This window comes from Serratia sp. BIGb0163 (assembly GCF_024809935.1).
GTDB lineage: Bacteria > Pseudomonadota > Gammaproteobacteria > Enterobacterales > Enterobacteriaceae > Serratia > Serratia quinivorans.
Map to the genome: position 1 here is coordinate 944,277 of NZ_JANUDZ010000001.1, position 17,985 is coordinate 962,261.

The following is a 17,985-nucleotide window of genomic DNA, read 5'->3' on the forward strand; positions in this document are numbered from 1 at the left end:
CTTTACTCCGATAACTCGCTAAAACCAAACAGCCGCTGCGGCGTCTGCCATAAAATTTGCCGGCGCGTTGGTGCGTCGGGGAACATCTGTTCGGCCAGCATCAGCAGCGTGCCCATATCCATGCGTTCGGTGGCACGCAGGAAAGGCCAGTCCGATCCCCACATGCATTTCTCACCGCCGTAGGCCGCCAGCAGCGCCAGCAGGTAAGGCTGACCGTCGCGGAACGGATACTGTTGGCGTGAAAACTTGGCCAGACCGGAAAGCTTGACGTAGGTGTGCTCACGCTGCGCCAACGACAGCAGAGCCTGAAACGCCGGTTGTTGAAGACCCGCGCTGACGTCCGGCCGACCCGAATGGTCGAACAGCAGCCGGGTGCGGGTGCGTGCCAGCAGCGGCATTAGCGCCGGTAACTGGTCGTCCTGCACCTGGATTTGCGCGAACATCTCCAGTTCTGCCAGTTGCCCCATTAGCCGATCCAACTGCAAGAAAGGTTCGACGCCGAGCATCGCCACATTCAGCGCGATGCCGACCACGCCCTGTGACTGCAATCCGGCAAGAGTTTGGCTGTCCACATCACGCGGCACCACGGCAATACCTTTGTGACGGCCTTCGCCACCGGCCAGTGCCGCCAGCAGGTAACGGTTATCGGTGTTGTAAGCCGACGTCGGGCCGACAATCAACGAGTGGCGAATGCCGTAGGCCTGCATCACCGCGCGATAATGTTCCAGGGTTGCCAGTTCGTGGCCTTGTGGGTTGTAACCACTGCCTGACGCATAGGGAAAGCGCTGTGGGTCGAAAATATGGTGGTGACAGTCTATTTTCGGCTGGTCAAAAATATTCATTTTGGCGCTTTCCCCGCAACGGAATACAACACTTGCTGATTGCGGGTTTGCTGGAATTCTTCCAGCGTCTGGCCACGCATCGCCGAGTAGATATGCAGGTTGGATACCCCGACCACCGCCCCGAGCTTTTCCAACAGGAAGAAACTGACGCCGTAATGGATCAGCCCGCGCCAGTCCAGCTCGCGCAGCAGCTGCTGTTCCTCAGTGGTGAGCTGCGCTTCGTCGAACAGCGCCTGCTGGGCGTTATTGAAGCGTTCGCGCCAGGCCGGCTGGATCAGCCGGTGCAGGAAACGGTTGATACGGATCGCTTTCAGGCTGCGCGCATGGGTAAAGGGATAGGTGCCCGGCAGTTTCTCAACCCCCGCCAGTTGCAGGTTGATTTTGTCGCGCTGGCGCTGATGGACATCTACCGGTGCCTCGCGCGCCTGGTTTTCCAGGATCAGCGTGGCGATACCGGTCATGGACGGCAGGTAATAGGCCTGATGCAGTTTTTCGACGTTGGCCGACAGGGCACCGCGCATAATCAGCCACATGATCACCTCCGCGCCCTCCAGCCCACCCAGGGTGGCGTACTCCGCCAGCGTGATTTCGGTCAGGCGCTCCGGATCGTTAACCAGCAGGTCGATAAACTGCTCATCCCACTGCGGGTTATTGAAACCGCAACGTTCGCCATGCACCTGATGCGAGACGCCGCCGGTGGCCACCACCGCGACGCGCAAGTCTTCCGGGAAGCTTTCAATTGCCCGGCGCAGCGCCTGACCGAGCTTGTAGCAGCGGCGAGCCGAAGGGATCGGGAACTGCAGCACCCCGACCTGCAGCGGCACCACCTGCATCGGCCAGCCGTTCTGCCACGGCAGCAGGGCGGAGAGCGGAGAGAACAGCCCGTGATCGAGCGGCTTATCCTGGAAGAACGACATATCAAACTCGTCGGCCATCAGGCTGGCACCGATGTGCTGTGACAGCGCCGCATGGCCGCGAATCGGCGGCAAATCACGCGGGCCGCCACCTTCGTCCGCCACCGCGTAGCTGTCGTCAATGCCGAGCACGAATGCCGAATAGTGATCGAAGAAAAACGAGGTCACGTGGTCGTTGAAGACATACAGCAACACGTCCGGCTTTTTCTCTTCCAGCCATTGCTGCATCGGGGCGAAACCGTCAAAAATGGGCGCCCAGGCCGTTTCGTTCTGCTTGTTGTGATCCACTGCAAAACCGATGGTTGGGGTGTGTGACACCGCCAATCCGCCAATGATCTTAGCCATCGTCTACCTCTGTATTAATAAGAATTACCGGTTATTCATGGTGCGTGACAACGCGGGCAGATCGGTGATGTCGATGCCCTTAACCATTTCTGCCGGATGTGCCTTTTGATGATTAATGATAGTGATCGCCGCCAGCAACGCCGGGATCGCCAGAATGATAAAAATGCTGGTGGCTCCGGGGAAAATACCCAGCAATACGCCACCCATTGACGAGCTGATAATGGCGCCGCTGCGGCCGATGCCGTGCATCCAGCTGACGCCGGTCGCGCGCATTTCAGTGGGGTAGAATGCCGGTGAGAATGCCTGCAGACCGGTCTGCGCCCCGTTGATACACATGCCGCTAACAAAGACCAACACCGCCAGCAGCGTCGGGCCAAAGCCCCAGATACCCTGTGACAGCAGGCAGAACATGCCCATCAGATAAAACAGTCCGATCACCCGTTTGGCGACGAAGCGGTCCATCAGGTAACCCACCAGCAGGCCTCCCAGGGTACCGCCCAGTTGGAACAGACCGGCGATAATCGCGGCGCGCTCCAGTGAGAAACCGGCGCCGCGCACGATGGTCGGCAGCCAGCCGTTGAGCAGGTAAATCACGAACAGCCCCATAAAATAGGTCAGCCACAGCACCAGGGTGCCTCTGGCGTAACCATTACTGAACAGTTGCAGCACGCGGGCTTTCTTTGGGATCACCGGGGTTTTCAGTATGAAGGTGGTACCGGCGCTGAACACGCCACCGGCGCGGCGCAGGATTTGGGCAATTTTTTCTTTGTGATGGTTGCGCACTACCATATACAGCGTCGATTCCGGCAGGATCCAAATCAGCAGCGGCAACATCAGCAGCGGCATGATGCCGCCCAGGAACAGCACCGCCTTCCAGCCATAGTGCGGTAACATGGCGGCGGCGATAAACCCGCCGGCACCGGAACCAATATTAAAGCCGCTGTACATCAGGGTGATCATCAGGCCGCGGCGGCGTTCGGGCATATACTCTGACACCAGCGTGACACAGTTGGGCATCACCGCGCCCAAGCCCAGGCCGGTAAGAAAACGCAGCAAGGCCATTTCCAGCGGGGTGCGGGCGAAGGTGCTCAGCAGGCTGAACAACGCAAAGCACAAAATGGACAGCAGCAGCACCTTCTTGCGGCCAAAACGATCGGAATAGGGGCCGGCGATCAGCGCACCCAAAGCGACGCCAAACATCGCAGCACCGAGGATCGGGCCCATTTCGGCGCGCGAAATACCCCAGTCTTCAATCAGTGCGGGGGCGATAAAACCCATCACCGCGGCGTCATAACCATCAAACATGATGATCACGAAACACAGAATTAATACCAGCCACTGATAGCGGGAAATCGGGCGGGAGTCTATCCACGCTTTGACGTCGACAATGTTGCGGTTGCTCATCGGGTACGCTCTCTGTTTTTTTTATTAATATGTGATCGGATTAAAACTTTGGTTGCAGGCCGGAAACGTATTGAATGAGCGCCAGTGGGCATTGTCAGAATATTTATATCATTTATTTTATAAAAAACAGCTAATTGTGCGATTCCTGACTGACGACTCAGTTACCACGTTAGGGACTGTGGCTGCCGGTGTCTGCCGGAAAATGATTAACGAGGTATGAGTTTTGTTTATTTGGATAAAAAAACAGGGTGCCATGGGGCACCCTGAGAATGGAGGTATAGATCAATAATGCGGTAAATTCAGTTTGATGGTCTGCAGGGCATTGGCGCGTCCTGCAGGCTAGTTAGAGTTTAGGGCCGGCGCTGACCAGTTTTTCACCTGCCGGTGTCACGGTGTATTTGGCAAAGTTATCGATAAAGCGCTGCGCCAGATCCTGAGCTTTCTCTTGCCACAGCGATTCGTCCGCGTAAGTTTTACGCGGGTCGAGAATGGAAGGGTCAACTCCCGGCAGCGCGGTCGGGACTTCCAGGCCAAAGATCGGCAAGGTGAAGGTTTCGGCGTGTTCAATCTCCCCGTTCAAAATGGCGTCGATGATGCCGCGCGTGTCCTTAATGGAAATACGCTTGCCGCTGCCGTTCCAACCGGTATTCACCAGATAGGCCTGCGCTCCGGCCGCTTCCATACGTTTCACCAGCACTTCGGCGTACTGCGTCGGGTGCAGCGTCAGGAACGCGGCGCCGAAACAGGCGGAGAAGGTTGGGGTTGGCGTGGTGATGCCGCGCTCGGTACCGGCCAGCTTGGCGGTAAAACCAGACAGGAAGTGGTACTGAGTCTGTTCCGGCGTCAGGCGTGATACCGGCGGCAATACCCCGAAGGCATCCGCTGTCAGGAAGATGATTTTCTTCGCATGACCGGCCTTGGACACTGGCTTGACGATGTTTTCAATGTGGTCAATTGGGTAGGAAACGCGGGTGTTTTCAGTCTTGCCGGCGTCATCAAAATCAATGCTGCCATCGGCCAGCACCTGCACGTTTTCCAACAGTGCGTTGCGACGGATAGCCTGATAGATCTCAGGTTCGGCCTGCTGCGACAGTTTGATGGTCTTGGCGTAGCAGCCACCTTCAAAGTTGAACACGCCGTCATGATCCCAGCCGTGCTCGTCATCGCCGATCAACTGACGTTTGGGATCGGTGGAGAGGGTGGTTTTACCGGTACCGGACAGGCCAAAGAACACCGCCACGTCACCCTGTTCGCCGACGTTGGCCGAACAGTGCATTGAGGCGATACCCTGCAACGGCAGCAGGTAGTTCATGATTGAGAACAGGCCCTTCTTCATTTCGCCGCCGTACCAGGTGCCGCCGATCAGCTGGATACGCTCGGTCAGGTTAAAGGCAACGAAGTTCTCTGAATGCAGCCCCTGCTGTTGCCAGTCCGGGTTGGTGCATTTGGCCCCGTTCATTACCACGAAGTCCGGTTCGAAATTCTGCAGTTCTTCATCCGTCGGGCGGATAAACATATTTTTGACAAAGTGCGCCTGCCAGGCCACCTCGGTGATGAAACGCACCTTCAGGCGGGTGTCGGCATTGGCGCCGCAGAAGGCGTCCACCACAAACAGACGCTTGCCGGAAAGTTGGTTACCCACCAGCGTTTTCAGATGCTGCCAGACTTCTGGCGATAGCGGTTGGTTGTCGTTTTTGCCGGTGCCGTTATCGGACCACCAGACGGTATCGCGCGTAGTGTCGTCACGCACGATGTATTTATCTTTCGGTGAACGGCCGGTGAATTCACCAGTATCGACGTTGACCGCGCCCAGCGTTGTTACCGTACCGCGTTCCAGTGCCGGCAGGTCGGCACGGGTTTCCTCGGTAAACAATTGCTCGTAGCTTGGGTTATGGACGATTTCGGTAGCCTGATGGATGCCGTAACGGGCCAGTGTTTGTGGGGTAATCGCGATTGAAGACATATCCTACTTCCTTATTAGTTCTATGCCTGCAGACTTTCGGGCTGCCGCGCTGTCGGCGACAATCTGAAAGCCATGGGGCATATATTATTGCCTGTTTTCTGCACGGTGCCGCGTGCATGGGCAGGCTCGGGTACAGCTGACCGGATTCAGCTAATTACCGCTCCGGTTCTCATTAATAAACGCACGGATTTTTACTTCCATCTATAGCATAGCAGCGAATTCAAGCCTGATTATTTTAATTACAAAACGCTGACGATAATTAATTAAAACCAACATCGGTGGAAGTTCACAATATTGGATTAATAAGACGGAATTTAGTTTGGTGTTTTTATTTTTTATCATATCGTCATGGCTGTCTACTATTTTAATTAATTATAAATAATAAAACCCCTCATCGTTTTATGATGGAATTTTTTAACCGTTTAAGTTATTTCATAAATCGATGGGCGATCCGCTCCGTACTGAACACTTGTCAGCAGGGTGAACAATGAAACAGATAAATGCAGAAATGGCCTGTGATAAACAGGCGTTGTCGCCTGATTCATCAGGGCTGATTAATCAAATCCGGAAAATGAATATCGGTGCCGTGCCGGTGGCGTTGTTTATTACTATTTGTGCCATTGTTGCCATTTCGGCTTATGCCAACTTCTTGCCAAAGAATATGATCGGCGGTTTAGCGGTGATTATGACGCTGGGTTTTGCGCTGGCGCATTTGGGCAAAAGCATTCCGGTGCTGCGTGATATCGGTGGGCCGGCGATTCTGTGCCTGATGGTGCCTTCGGTGCTGGTCTATTTTAATTTCTTCCAGCCGAACGTGATGGGTACCGTTCATCTGCTGATGAAAGACGCCAACCTGCTGTATTTTGTTATCGCCAGCCTGGTGGTCGGCAGCATTCTCGGCATGAACCGGGTGATCCTGATCCAGGGCATGATCCGCATGTTCGTGCCTTTGGTGGTCGGCACGGTGACGGCGGTGGTGACCGGGCTGCTGGTGGGCAAACTGTTTGGTTTTACCTTCTATCACACCTTCTTCTTTATCATTGTGCCGATTATCGGTGGCGGTATCGGCGAGGGCATATTACCGCTGTCGCTGGCTTATTCAGCAATCCTTGGATCGACGCCGGACGTGTACGTGGCGCAATTGGCACCGGCGGCGGTGCTGGGCAATATCTTCGCCATTGTGGCGGCAGGCGTATTGGCCCGTCTGGGGATGAAGCGCAAGGCACTAAGCGGTGACGGTATGCTGATCCGGTCGGCGCAGGACAACGCGGTGTTTGCCATCAAGGAAAGCACCGGCAACGTGGATTTCCAACTGATGGGCGGCGGGCTGCTGGTGATCTGCGCCTTCTTTATCGTCGGTGGGTTGTTCGAACACATCGTCCACATTCCCGGCCCGGTGCTGATGATTCTGTTTGCGGTACTGTGCAAATATTGCCGGGTGATCCCGACCTCAATGGAAACCGGTGCGCACAGTTTTTATAAGTTTGTTTCAACCGCGCTGGTGTGGCCGCTGATGATTGGCCTGGGCATGCTGTACGTACCGCTGGAAAGCGTGGTGGCGGTGTTCTCGGTAGGCTATGTGGTGGTCTGCGGTTCGGTGGTGCTGTCGATGGGGCTGGTGAGCTTCCTGATTGCGCCATACCTGAAAATGTACCCGGTTGAAGCGGCGATCGTCACCTGCTGCCACAGTGGGTTAGGTGGGACTGGCGACGTGGCGATCCTATCCGCGTCCAACCGTATGGGGTTAATGCCGTTTGCGCAAATCGCCACCCGTATCGGCGGTGCGTCCACAGTGATTGGCGCCACGCTATTGTTGGGTTGGTTAATCTGAGTCCAGACTGAATTATGGATACCGGGGTGGATTGCCCCGGTTTTTTTATTTATGTCATCGATTAATAATAAGCATTGAAATGGAATCAGAATTGACGAGATTATTTTTTATCAGATAATTCTGTATGAGGATAAAATTGATCTGTCGCTGTTTAATGCCGGCAGCAGCAACGGCATCGAATTTGTCAGCCAGTTCAGCGGCAAGGCGGGTGAGGCAATGCTGAGCTACGACGCGCAGGCGCACGTCAGCGATTTAGCCATCAATCTGGGCGGTGGGTTTGACGCTAGCGATTTTCTGGTGAAAGTGGTGGGGCAGCCGCTGGAAACCAGTGATTTCGTGCTGGCTTGAGGCCAGATGGCAATAAAAATTCGGTATTTTGGGGAAAAACCCGACAATTCCTATTAATTCCGTCATGTTAGCCTGACATAATTGCGCACAGAAGGCCGGGCTTGCATACCTCGGGCTTCTGCAGAATCGCCAACCCTTTCGGTTGGCGATTCATTTTCCATCTTTCAGCATGTTGATCGCGGTACCAATCAGGATCCGGCGTTCAATATCGTGACTGTCGGCCAGTTGCTGCGCCAGATGTTTCGCCAACGTTTCTACCGATAAAACCTCGCCACGATGGCGTAACTGCATCACGCTGTCGCCGATCAAGCGCGCCACTTCGTCCCACACGGGTTTTATCTCCTGCTCCGAGAACATCATCGTTTACCTCGGCTGGGTGATTTTTGGTCAATGTAGCAGTTGAGCATGGGGTTCGCCACCGTACCGATCGCACAATATTAAATCAGGAAGCATAAAAGATAAGCCATCAGTATTTCTTCTGGTTTTTTCACCCAATACTGACAGTGTCGAAACTGTGGAGGGTGAATGATGAAACTGATTGAACAACTGGCTGAGTACCATCGCCGGAGCCAGCCGGCAGAAGTGCCACAGTGGCTGCGTCGTCTGTGGTTACCGCAAGGAGAGGCGCGGATTGCCTATTTGCGCGAGCTGTTGGAACCGGAAACCAAACAACCCGCGGAACGAGGATAAGGTGATGTGAGCCAGTATCCGACCGGACTGGTGTTATTCGAGAATATCTTCGATCTCTTCGAGTACCTGATGACCCAGCTCAGTGGTGATCATTAAAATACCGCAGACCAAAATCACCAGCGCCAGTAGCAGTAAGGCGATCTGTACCCCGTTGCCGTTTCGTTTTGCCATCTGTTTTGCTCCCTGCCATTAGCCGAAGACTATCGCCGCCCAGCGCAATAACAGCAGGGCGAGACAGATCAGCAACAGTATCAAAAACATCTTCCAGTGCTTGGTACGCATGCGTTTGGTTGCCAATGTGACCTCCTGTTTTGCCGATCAGATGAAATACCAGACGGCGATAATAAAGATAGCAATCACTACCACTGCCAGCACCTTTAATAAGGCGCTGAAGGTGTCATCGGAATTTTGGTCGTCATGCTTCATTTTGCCGCCGGGCTGATAGCCATGGAGTAAATTGCGTTCACAGTATGCCTGTTGTCCCGACATAGGCACAGGGATTTACCGTAAATAGCCTGTAAAGCTGCGGGATTAGAAGATTGAGGGTGAATTCGGCAGGTGCAGGCAGCGGGGAATACGTTGTACTATTCTGTCTGCACAATGATTCATTCAATAAGGTATGGCAATGGCGAACGAAATTCCGAAGAAATACGAAAACACCGAACGTTGGGCGTTTGGCAACACCGAGCAGCAGGCCGATGAGGTAGTCAAACTGATCCTCAACGGTACCAAGACGGCCACCTGCGCCAATCTTGACGGCGAAGGCATCCCGCTGGCCGGTGATGTGTTTGTGGTGGTTGATGGTAAAGGCAACCCGGTGTGTGCGGTAGAGCTGACGTCGGTCGAAATGAAAACCTACGATCAGGTTGATGAAGCCCATGCTTTTGCTGAAGGTGAGGGTGACCGTTCCCTGGCCTACTGGCGCAAAGAGCTGCAAAGCTTCTTCGAAGAATATGAGCTGTTCTCACCGGATATGACGCTGGTGCTGATGAATTTCAAAGTGGCAGAGACTTTCTGATTTGAGCTCCTCGGTCCCTTACGTCTGTCAATGGGCGACGCCCGAACTGGCGGCGGCGCTGATTGCCGGTCGAGCGACGCTGGCCGATGATGCCAACTGGGCGCTCAGTGGCGCACGCGATCGGGCGGAATATATCGAGTGGGCCAATCACGTCTGTGGCATGGCCTGCCTGAAAATGGTGCTGACCCATCGCGACGGGGATGCGCCGCCACTACTGGAACTGGCACGCCGCAGTTTGCCGTACGGTGCTTACGTGCGGGAAGGTGAACGTATCAAAGGGCTGATTTACGCGCCATTTGTCGACTATGTGCGTGAGCAGTTTGCGCTGGAGGCCGAGGTGCGGGTCGGTGTTGAGGTAGAAACGTTGCCGCAGTTACTGGCGCAGCGGCGTTATTTTATCGCTTCGGTACATCCCGGCATTCGCCGGCCCGAGCAGACGCCACCGCAGCGGGGTGGCCATCTGGTGTTGGTTACCGCGGCTGAGGGGAAGGGTGTGACCTTCCATAATCCTTCCGGTGACAGCCCGGCTACGCGCCAACAGGTGACTTTACCGCTGAGCCATTTTGGTCGTTTCTTCGCCGGCCGTGGTATTGCTATCAGATAAAAAAAACGCGCCGTGCTCCTGTTGGGACACCGCGCGTTCTTCAGTTTGTCATCGTTCATTCCAATCGCATCACCCAGGCATCGCTTTGCCGATCGTAATGTTGCTTATACAGCAGCGATTGCTTGCCATCGAGTATCGCCGGGATGCTGGTGTGCTCATCCCAACCGTCCAACTGCATGCACAGATCGGGATCCGACTTGCAAGGGATCGCCAGCGTACTGGCCTGCTCGGGCGAGGAGGACAAATGCGCATCGTCGACCTCGAAACTGCCTATTTTTACCACGGTTTTGCCCATTGGAACTCCTTGCTTGATCTGCTGGTATGAGGTGTGACCAGTTGAGGCCGTCATCATCAGCATAGTCAAATGAGCAAAAAATGCCACATAAAAAATACAAGCTGGCAACATTGGCAATCCGTGGCTAGCGGCCGGGCTTAATACTCCACCACAAAACTGATGTTGTCCTGATAGGTTCCTACCGGTACTTCGGTTTGCGCCGGGTTGATTCGCGCCAGGTAAGGAATGCTTTGTGCCAAGCCGGTACCCGCCCCGGCTTGCTTGTTGGTGCTGTTCCATACCGTGGAGCTGTTGGGCAGGTAAATTTGGTATTGCATATAGTTGCTGGTGCCGCTTTTCATGCGTCGCCAGCCGGTCACCGGGTTATTTCCGTCGGTAAAGTAGGTGTTGTAGCCCTCGGTTTTGGTGCAGGTGAGGGTGATGCTCTGGTTCACCGGGTTAAACTGCCCGACCAGCGCCATGCTGCCAAAGTTGACGTTTTGCGCGGTGCCGAACAGGCAGTCTTTGGTGAGCGTCAGGCTAATGGTTACGGTACTGGGCTTATTGGTGCCATCCCACCAAATACACAACCCAATCAGACCCAGGCCGCAAATATGGTAGTTCCAGACCAGATTGACGGTATCGGTATAGGTGCCGGAACGGACGTTAGCCCCGGCGGTGGTCTTGATATACAACGGAAAGTTGACGTTTGGGGAGATAAGGATCAGCGTCAACAGGTTCAATGAACTGTAATCGATGGTTTGCCCGACGCTATAGGGATATTGGTAATTCGCATCGGGGTAAATCAGGTAGGGAATGGTATCGCCGGAACCGTCGGCATTGGCCAGCGCCATATTGTGCGTGGTGGAGTTAATCTTTACCGTCACGGTATTTTGCGTCAGCAATGACAGGCCAAGGCCGCTGCAGTTGAGTCCGGCAGTGCCCTGCGCGCTGAGCGAGCCATTGTAAACCGCGAAAGTACTGCTGCCTGGCAAGGTGACGCTGCCGTTGGCGGTGGTGCAGTCGGCCAGCGCCTGTCGGCCGATGAGCAGCAGCAGCGCCAGTAATAACGCTTTGGATCCACTAATCATATTTTTCTCCATCATGAATTACTGGCAAACAATGGGGCCGATGCTTTGGATCCCCTGGGTTTTGGTCAGGCTAAATTGCGCCTGACAGGGGGCGCTGCCGTCGGCCGGAATGACGCTCAGGCGGTTTTGCCGTTGCACCGGATCCACATAAACCATGCCATCCCAACCGACGTAGCTTTGCTGCTTGCTACCGATAACCGCGACTTCGCTGCCGTTGGCCAGCGGTTTCCCCTGTGCGTCGACCAGTTTGATGTCGGCGGCGGAGATTTGCTGGACAGGGAAATCGACCAGGAAGCCGCTGTGATCGCGGATCGCCACGGTTTTCTCCACGCTGGGAACCGCCACGTCCGCCGGCAGATTGAGCGGATCGATTTGGAATTTGGCGTGGTAATAGGAGGTGACGGTCGGCACCAGCAGATAGCCTTTGGCGTTGGTCACGCCGATTAACTGATTCTCATAGCGTACCGGAATGTCCGGATAGCCGTCGGTAGAGATCAATGCAAAAGCATCGTTGATGGTGTTGGTGGCGTACAGATCGCCTTGCATCGCCACCAGCGAACCACTCACTTCGCCCCAGCGGGTGTAATCATCGCTATTGCCGTACATCCCGCCGCGGGCTTCGAGCAGGCGGGTGCGCCAGGTGATATCGGCCTGGGTGTAGCTTTCGCTGCTTTGCCCATCGGCATAGGCCAGGTTCCAGCCCAAACCGCCGTCGGTCGGCGCGGCGCGGCTGTAGCTGACGCGTTGGTTCCAGCGGTTTTCATTGTCACGAGAGGCGCTGACGCTGGCGGTACCCCAACTGTCGAAGGGGATAGACAGTTGCAGCTGGGCGCTGTAGCCGCTGCTGCCGATTTCGCGGTTCACTGACGCATACAGGCTGGTATTGCGCCACAGTGAAATGCTGTAAGAGAAGTTAACCAGGCGAGTGCGCAGGCCAATGGCATCGCGTACATCGAAATAGCCGGCCCCGATGCTACCGAATCGGTTCAGACCAATACTGCCGGTCAGTTGATCGGTACGGCGGCTCAGGCGATAGTCACTTTTATACACCGAAATATCGCCAAAGCCCGCACTGCGCAGAATGCGCTGGGCATTCAGGCTGTAATAGCGATTGCTGTAGGTGTAGCCGATGCTGCTCTGATCGCCATGGTCGGTGCTGTACTGATAGACCGGCTGGGTGTCGGGCTGAGGGATGGGTTGACCGGTCAGCGGATCGTAGTAGTTGCGCTGCTGCGAAGGTTGATAATCGTTAAAGGCATTTTCGCCGGCCTGACTGTAGCTGTAAGAGGCATTGAATACCCCCCACTGACCAACACGAATATTGGCCCCTGCGCCGCCCACCGCCAACTCTGCGGCTCCTTCGGCTCGACCTTCCAGGGTTAACCAGTCCGTGACACCGTAACGCCCGCTGCCGCTGGCCACCCACTGTCCATAATCGGCTGAATTAATACCATAATTGCGCCGTAACGCGCCGCTGGACAGGCTGAAATCGCTCATGCCGGCCTGCAACAGATTACTGGCGACATAAAACGGCACCACGGTACTGACCTGGCGGCCCAGCGCGTCGGTAGTCACCACCGTGGCCTGCCCGGCGCCGTTAATGTAGGGCACGGTATTGAGGGTGAAAGGGCCAGGGTTAACGCTGGTGCTGCTGTTTTTATAGCTGTTGATATACAGATCGACGCTGCTGGGCAACGCCGCCTGGCCGGAAAACTGCGGCAGCGGATAGGTGATCAGATCCGGGCGCGAGGCAAAGTTACGTGCCAGCTGGACGCCGCCGATACGCACCGAGCTGCTCCAGGTCAGAGCGCCGGTGGCGAGATCGCCGGCGGTATAGCTGAGCAGGCGTTCATCATCGTTATAGCGCCACTGGCTGTCGTAGCGGATATAGCGGTTGCCCTGGTCACTGTTGTTGGCACCGTCGTTAAAGCTGCCGCGGAAAATACCGGTGTTGGACACCACGCCAAAGCCGTCGAACAGCCGCTGTTCACTCCAGGCGGAAAGATAGCCCGGCTGGCCGTTGGCGCTGCTTTGGCTGGCATAAATATCATAATTGAACAGCAGACCGAGGCTGCTTTGTGCCGGCAGGCGATCCAGCGGGTTTTGAGCGTTGAATTTCTGATTGGGTAACCAGTCGTTGGGGACGTTGATCATCAACTGCTGGGTATCGCCACTGTAGGTGACGTCTACTTTCTCCAATTGGTCGACCGCAATTTCTTTCGCCTGTTTATCCGCCACTGGCAGGCCTGCATCGAGCAACTGCTGCGGCGTAAGGTAATAGTGGCCGCCTCGGTAGTTGACCGGTACCACTTTTCCGGTTTGACGCCCATTGACCACCGGCTCCAGATACAAGGTGGTGTCCGGCATGCTGATGGCGCTGGGCGGGGGCGGTAAATCATCGGCGCAGGCGTACGGTGACCACGGTGTGGCCACTGCGCAGAGTACGGCGAAGGCTAACGGTTTGAGCCCGAACCCGTTACGCCTGGGTGACGCTATCCTGGTTAACGGCACCTGACACTCAGTAAGCAGGCAGGGTTATTGGCTGTTTATTGTCGTTGACCGTGGCTTGCAGTTGACCGCTGCTGAAGCTGCCAGAGGCCGGTATGGCAAAGCGCATCTGCGAGCCGGGTAATACGTAACCCATCAGGCCGGCATTGAGCGTCTTCCCCTGCATCGTCACTTTGGAGATGCGCGCGTGCACCGTGCCCTGGTTGCGTACCTCCAGCCAGCGCTGGCTGCTTTGCTGCAACAGCCGGTAGCTGAGTTGCGGTTGACTGGCGGTGGCATAATCGCGCGGTTTCTCTGAATCCTGCTTGGTCCAGACGCCCTTGCCGCTGACAAACAGCGGTACCGAATAGCGCATCTGGAATTTCAATCCCATTTGTGCGCCATCTGGTGCGGATGGGTTGCCTGAATCTTTCACCGGGACTTCATCAATCAGAATACGGTAGGCACGCTCCTGGCCGGCAGGCGGCGGGGTTTGCTTAACCAGCCGGATCAGTTGGCGTTTGCCTGGGGCAATAGAGGCTACCGGCGGGCTGGCGATCACTTCGCTCTGGTTGCTGTAATCGTCTTTGCCGGCGGTTTGTTTCCAACCGAGTACGCGAACTTGCATATAGACCGGTTTAGTATCGCGGTTTTCCAGCCACAGCGCCGTTGCAGGCTGTTGATCTTCAATGACTGGGTCAATGGGCCAAATCAGGATTGAGGCGGCGGCCAGCGCCTGTTGTTGGCCGACAGTCAGCAGTGCTGCCGTCAATGGCAGTCGGAAGGGTATACGCATGGCTAAATCCTTATTTCAAAATACTAATAAGTGACCGTCAGTAAGACCGTATCGCTGTAAGTGCCACTGGTGGGCAGGGTACTGGTCGAGAACAAACGGGCATAAACTTTTATTTCCTGGGTGCTGCCGGTGGCAGCAACGATCTCAGTGCTGCCGCCGTTGGTGCCATCGCCCCAAATGGTAGAATAGTTACTGTCCTGATAGAGTTGATAAATCAGGGTTTCTGGGGTCAGAGTGTTTTTTAATTTGCGTCCGGCGGAGATGGAGCCGGTGACGTTGTTGCCGATGCCAAGCGCCAGTGTGACGCTCAGGCCAGGATTACAGCGAAACAGCACGGAACCGGCCCCGGAGCTGGAAACGATGCTGATATTGCTGGCTAACGAAGAGACCTGACCAAAGCTGAGGTTACCGAAAGTGGTGACGTCGCTGCTGCCGCTACCCAGGATGCAGCCTTTAACCACCGTCGCATTGACGGTCATTGCCTGGGTCTTTTGCTGATCGTTGACGCCGGTGTCGCCCAGTACTGGCGGCGTTATCATCCAGAGCAGTAAACCACTGCTTAAAATACGCATTGCCATTACCAATTGATGGTGACCTGCACGGTATCGGTGTAGCTGCCGATCGGCGGGGTGGATTGCACCGGGATCATGCCGTACACCGGTAACCAGTTGTCCTGACCGTTGGCGGTTTGCGACACCCCGGTCAGGTTATCCCAGATGATGCTGTGCGAACTGTTGGTATACAGGTTGTAGTTCACCTGCTGGCCGGCGGCGCTTTTCAGATAGCGGGCAGCGGTGTTGCCGCTTTGCCCCCCGTTAAGCAGGACATTGTAGCTGGTGCCATTGTTGCATTTGACGCGAATGGCTCCGGCGTTTTGCTGACCCGCTACGCTGACACTGGTGGTGAGGAAATAGACCGTACCGAAGTCCAGTGAGCCGAAACTGACATTGCCACCCGAACTGCTGCCGGCTTCACATGCCTTCAACAAGGTGGCGCTGACGCCAATAGTGGCGGTTTTGCTATCGGCATTCGCCGCCAGGCTTAACGCCAGCAATCCACAGCCCAAAACAACCTGCCGCACTGTTACCAGGTTACCGTCATGGTCACCGTATCGTTGTAGGTATCAGGATCGGGCGTGGTGGCTGCCGCCGGGACACGGGCATAGACAATCAACGGAACCGCTGCGCCAGTACCGGTGCCGGTCAGGGCGTTGGCACCGCTGGACCAGGCGGTAGCGCGGGCCTGATCCTGGTAGAGGTTGTACTTGATCAAGGCACCCGCCGTGCTGGCCATTTGGCGCTGGTTACCGGCACCTACATGCAAACCGTTGTTTAATGCCACGGTGTAGGCGGTCCCTGTGGTGCAGGTCAGCGACAAAGTCCCCGCACCGCCGGAACCGGTTGCGCTGGCGTCGATAATGTTGGACAGGGAAGAATAGGTACCGAAGTCGATAGAGCCAAAGTCGTTGGCGCTCCCCGCGCTGTTACCGCCGCCGACCACGCAACCTGCGCCAATGGTTAAGGTTACCCCGAGGTTACCCTGAATAGTGCCAGCTGCGTTGGCTGCACCACTCGCGCACAGCAAGGTGGCTGCCGAGGTCAATGCCATCAGAATTTTTTTCATGTCTTTTTCCTTGCCGTGTTAAAGGTGAGCCCCAAAAAACGCCATCCGGAAATGGATAAACGCATTAATGTATTTACAGTTTAATTAATAGAGTAAGAACCCGGAATTGTCTTGGTGAGAGGATGAAAATTTTCTTTATTTTGAAAGGCGTCGTTATCTTCTCAATGGAAAGGGCGAGAATACCCAGAGGGGAAAATGATTAGAATAATAATATTCTCCTGTCGGAATATTATTAGCGGTATTAACTGGCCGGAGTTTTCCGGCCAGTGACAGGGGATTATTGATGGAAATCCAACACGCCGTCACGAACCAGTTCGCGCGGCAGGTTGTTTTTGATCCGGCTGCCGATGCGTTTGGCGATACCCAGCGGCTGTTGCTGGTAGGTGACAATACATTCATCGGTCTGCGGCGGTGGCTCCGGGTAGAGGTCACGGCCGTGGAACCACTCCTGCGCCAGCGTGGCGTCCAGTTCAAAACGCTGTTTGCCGTCGGCAACCGCCAGTGCGATAACCGCTTCATGCTGCCAGCGGTAGCCTTTGGTGAAACGCTCGGCCAGTTTCAGCCCGATACGCGAGAAGCGAATTTTATTAACCAGTGCTTCCAGTTCGGCAGGGAACAGCCAGATTTCTTTATCGCGAGCCCACAGACGGCTGGTTTTATCCCAGGCTAATCCGGAGGCCGCTGCGGCCTGAGCGATCTCGGCCGAATCCTTAGCGGAAAGCGGAGTGAACGGGAATTTGCCCAGCTTATAGCTTGGCTTTGCCAGCGGGGGGACGGAGTGGTGCTTACGCAACCGCGCCACGAAGAAGCCTTCGCTGTCGTAGATTTGTGGGAACACGTGCAGAAAACCTTCGGCGGTTAACGCCTGCTTAGCACCGGGGAACAAGTCACCCAGCGGTTCAATGCTGACCGCATCGCCGTAGGTTGCCAGCAGCCCGTTGACGATCTGCTGATTTTCCTGCGCGTTGAGCGTGCAGGTGGAGTAAACCATCACGCCGCCGGGCGCCAGAGCATGGAAGGCACTGTCGATCAGTTCACGCTGGGTGTCGGCAATGGCGGTCACGCTTTCCGGTGACCAGTTACTCATGGCGTCCGGATCCTTACGCACCACACCTTCGCCAGAGCAGGGCGCATCGAGCAAGATGGCGTCGAAGCTTTCCGGCAACGCAGCGCCGAACACCCGGCCGTCGAAGTGGGTCAGGGCCACATTCTTCACGCCACAGCGGCTAATGTTGGCGTGCAATACCTTGACCCGGCTGGCGGAGTATTCATTGGCGACAATGCCGCCCTGATTGTTCATCAGCGCCGCAATCTGGGTGGTTTTGGATCCGGGTGCGGCCGCTACGTCCAGTACCCGGCTTGGTGCTTCGGCTCCGGCGAACAGCGCACTGACCGGCAGCATTGAGCTGGCCTCCTGAATGTAAAACAGGCCGCTCAGGTGTTCAGCAGCGCTGCCCAGCCGCAGTTCTTCGTCCCCGCGTTCGATCCAAAAACCTTCCGCGCACCAGGGGATGGGCTCCAGACGCCAGTCATAATCCTGCACCAGCGTCAGAAAGTCGGTGACGCTGATTTTTAGCGTATTAACTCGCAGGCTGCGGCGCAGCGGGCGCTGGCAGGCGGCAATGAAATCGTCCATCGACAGGTCGGCGGGCATGATGGCGCGCGTCGCCTCGAGAAAGGCGGGCGGCAAAAAAACGCAGGCGGGTTTGGCCACGGGGTGAGCTCTCTGGCAGCTATCAAAATAAGGGCGGGAGT

21 protein-coding genes are annotated in these 17,985 nt (G+C 55.8%); 6 read left to right on the plus strand and 15 right to left on the minus strand.

The window, feature by feature from the left end; genetic code table 11:
• Window positions 1-2 precede the first annotated feature (2 nt).
• The 4 genes from M2406_RS04640 to pckA all read right to left on the minus strand — a co-directional run bounded on the left by M2406_RS04640 (window position 3) and on the right by pckA (window position 5,468).
• Window positions 3-842 (minus strand): amidohydrolase, encoded by an 840-nt coding sequence (locus tag M2406_RS04640; protein ID WP_259188921.1) that lies wholly within the window; start codon window positions 840-842, stop codon window positions 3-5.
• Window positions 839-2,101 carry a gallate dioxygenase gene (locus M2406_RS04645; protein ID WP_259188923.1) on the minus strand — a complete coding sequence of 421 codons (1,263 nt, stop codon included), beginning with the start codon at window positions 2,099-2,101 and terminating at the stop codon, window positions 839-841. Before M2406_RS04645 ends, M2406_RS04640 begins: the two co-directional genes overlap by 4 nt.
• A gap of 24 nt (window positions 2,102-2,125) precedes the next feature.
• Window positions 2,126-3,505 carry an aromatic acid/H+ symport family MFS transporter gene (locus tag M2406_RS04650; protein ID WP_012006519.1) on the minus strand — a complete coding sequence of 460 codons (1,380 nt, stop codon included), beginning with the start codon at window positions 3,503-3,505 and terminating at the stop codon, window positions 2,126-2,128.
• Between the two features lie 343 nt (window positions 3,506-3,848).
• Entirely contained in the window at window positions 3,849-5,468 is a 1,620-nt protein-coding gene (gene pckA / locus M2406_RS04655; RefSeq protein WP_259188924.1) for a phosphoenolpyruvate carboxykinase (ATP), read from the minus strand.
• A 487-nt stretch (window positions 5,469-5,955) separates the two neighbouring features.
• On the opposite strand from pckA, the gene M2406_RS04660 reads away from it, so the two are divergent.
• A complete protein-coding gene (locus M2406_RS04660; protein WP_012144837.1) occupies window positions 5,956-7,299 on the plus strand; it encodes a 2-hydroxycarboxylate transporter family protein in 1,344 nt (447 codons plus the stop codon).
• A gap of 135 nt (window positions 7,300-7,434) precedes the next feature.
• A complete protein-coding gene (locus tag M2406_RS04665; protein ID WP_259189938.1) occupies window positions 7,435-7,647 on the plus strand; it encodes a M10 family metallopeptidase C-terminal domain-containing protein in 213 nt (70 codons plus the stop codon).
• 150 nt (window positions 7,648-7,797) lie between these two features.
• Here the strand turns inward: M2406_RS04665 and M2406_RS04670 are convergent, their stop codons facing one another.
• Complete coding sequence (locus M2406_RS04670; protein ID WP_012144839.1) at window positions 7,798-8,007, minus strand: hypothetical protein; 210 nt, start codon at window positions 8,005-8,007, stop codon at window positions 7,798-7,800.
• Window positions 8,008-8,172: 165 nt separating this feature from the next.
• Here M2406_RS04670 and M2406_RS04675 point away from each other — a divergent pair, with 165 nt between their 5' ends.
• Window positions 8,173-8,337, plus strand: coding sequence for a hypothetical protein (locus M2406_RS04675; protein ID WP_012144840.1), 165 nt, complete (start codon window positions 8,173-8,175; stop codon window positions 8,335-8,337).
• 33 nt (window positions 8,338-8,370) lie between these two features.
• On the opposite strand, the gene M2406_RS04680 is transcribed toward M2406_RS04675, so the two are convergent.
• Window positions 8,371-8,508 carry a hypothetical protein gene (locus M2406_RS04680; protein ID WP_017892602.1) on the minus strand — a complete coding sequence of 46 codons (138 nt, stop codon included), beginning with the start codon at window positions 8,506-8,508 and terminating at the stop codon, window positions 8,371-8,373.
• 18 nt (window positions 8,509-8,526) lie between these two features.
• Window positions 8,527-8,634, minus strand: coding sequence for a small membrane protein YniD (yniD, locus tag M2406_RS04685; RefSeq protein WP_012144841.1), 108 nt, complete (start codon window positions 8,632-8,634; stop codon window positions 8,527-8,529).
• A gap of 328 nt (window positions 8,635-8,962) precedes the next feature.
• On the opposite strand from yniD, the gene M2406_RS04690 reads away from it, so the two are divergent.
• Both M2406_RS04690 and M2406_RS04695 read left to right on the plus strand, forming a co-directional pair.
• Entirely contained in the window at window positions 8,963-9,355 is a 393-nt protein-coding gene (locus tag M2406_RS04690; RefSeq protein WP_012144842.1) for an ASCH domain-containing protein, read from the plus strand.
• A gap of 1 nt (window position 9,356) precedes the next feature.
• Window positions 9,357-9,959 carry a C39 family peptidase gene (locus M2406_RS04695; protein ID WP_259188927.1) on the plus strand — a complete coding sequence of 201 codons (603 nt, stop codon included), beginning with the start codon at window positions 9,357-9,359 and terminating at the stop codon, window positions 9,957-9,959.
• A gap of 55 nt (window positions 9,960-10,014) precedes the next feature.
• Here M2406_RS04695 and M2406_RS04700 read toward each other — a convergent pair whose 3' ends face one another.
• The 3 genes from M2406_RS04700 to M2406_RS04710 form a co-directional block, all read right to left on the minus strand.
• The gene (locus M2406_RS04700; protein ID WP_012144844.1) at window positions 10,015-10,254 is read right to left on the minus strand and encodes a YebV family protein; all 240 of its coding nucleotides are present in this window, start codon (window positions 10,252-10,254) and stop codon (window positions 10,015-10,017) included.
• Window positions 10,255-10,391: 137 nt separating this feature from the next.
• Window positions 10,392-11,324 (minus strand): spore coat protein U domain-containing protein, encoded by a 933-nt coding sequence (locus M2406_RS04705; protein ID WP_259188929.1) that lies wholly within the window; start codon window positions 11,322-11,324, stop codon window positions 10,392-10,394.
• An 18-nt stretch (window positions 11,325-11,342) separates the two neighbouring features.
• Complete coding sequence (locus M2406_RS04710; protein WP_012144846.1) at window positions 11,343-13,691, minus strand: fimbria/pilus outer membrane usher protein; 2,349 nt, start codon at window positions 13,689-13,691, stop codon at window positions 11,343-11,345.
• Between M2406_RS04710 and M2406_RS04715 the strand changes: the two genes are divergently transcribed.
• The gene (locus M2406_RS04715; protein ID WP_017892606.1) at window positions 13,690-13,839 is read left to right on the plus strand and encodes a hypothetical protein; all 150 of its coding nucleotides are present in this window, start codon (window positions 13,690-13,692) and stop codon (window positions 13,837-13,839) included. The two genes, M2406_RS04710 and M2406_RS04715, sit on opposite strands and share 2 nt — an antisense overlap.
• Before the next feature lie 3 nt (window positions 13,840-13,842).
• Here M2406_RS04715 and M2406_RS04720 read toward each other — a convergent pair whose 3' ends face one another.
• The 5 genes from M2406_RS04720 to rsmF all read right to left on the minus strand — a co-directional run bounded on the left by M2406_RS04720 (window position 13,843) and on the right by rsmF (window position 17,944).
• Window positions 13,843-14,607 carry a molecular chaperone gene (locus M2406_RS04720; protein ID WP_259188933.1) on the minus strand — a complete coding sequence of 255 codons (765 nt, stop codon included), beginning with the start codon at window positions 14,605-14,607 and terminating at the stop codon, window positions 13,843-13,845.
• Between the two features lie 23 nt (window positions 14,608-14,630).
• A complete protein-coding gene (locus M2406_RS04725; RefSeq protein WP_174352549.1) occupies window positions 14,631-15,179 on the minus strand; it encodes a spore coat U domain-containing protein in 549 nt (182 codons plus the stop codon).
• Window positions 15,180-15,184: 5 nt separating this feature from the next.
• A complete protein-coding gene (locus M2406_RS04730) occupies window positions 15,185-15,688 on the minus strand; it encodes a spore coat U domain-containing protein (protein WP_012144849.1) in 504 nt (167 codons plus the stop codon).
• Between the two features lie 2 nt (window positions 15,689-15,690).
• Window positions 15,691-16,230 (minus strand): spore coat U domain-containing protein, encoded by a 540-nt coding sequence (locus tag M2406_RS04735; protein ID WP_115184808.1) that lies wholly within the window; start codon window positions 16,228-16,230, stop codon window positions 15,691-15,693.
• A 277-nt stretch (window positions 16,231-16,507) separates the two neighbouring features.
• Window positions 16,508-17,944, minus strand: coding sequence for a 16S rRNA (cytosine(1407)-C(5))-methyltransferase RsmF (rsmF, locus tag M2406_RS04740; protein ID WP_115184979.1), 1,437 nt, complete (start codon window positions 17,942-17,944; stop codon window positions 16,508-16,510).
• Window positions 17,945-17,985 lie beyond the last annotated feature (41 nt).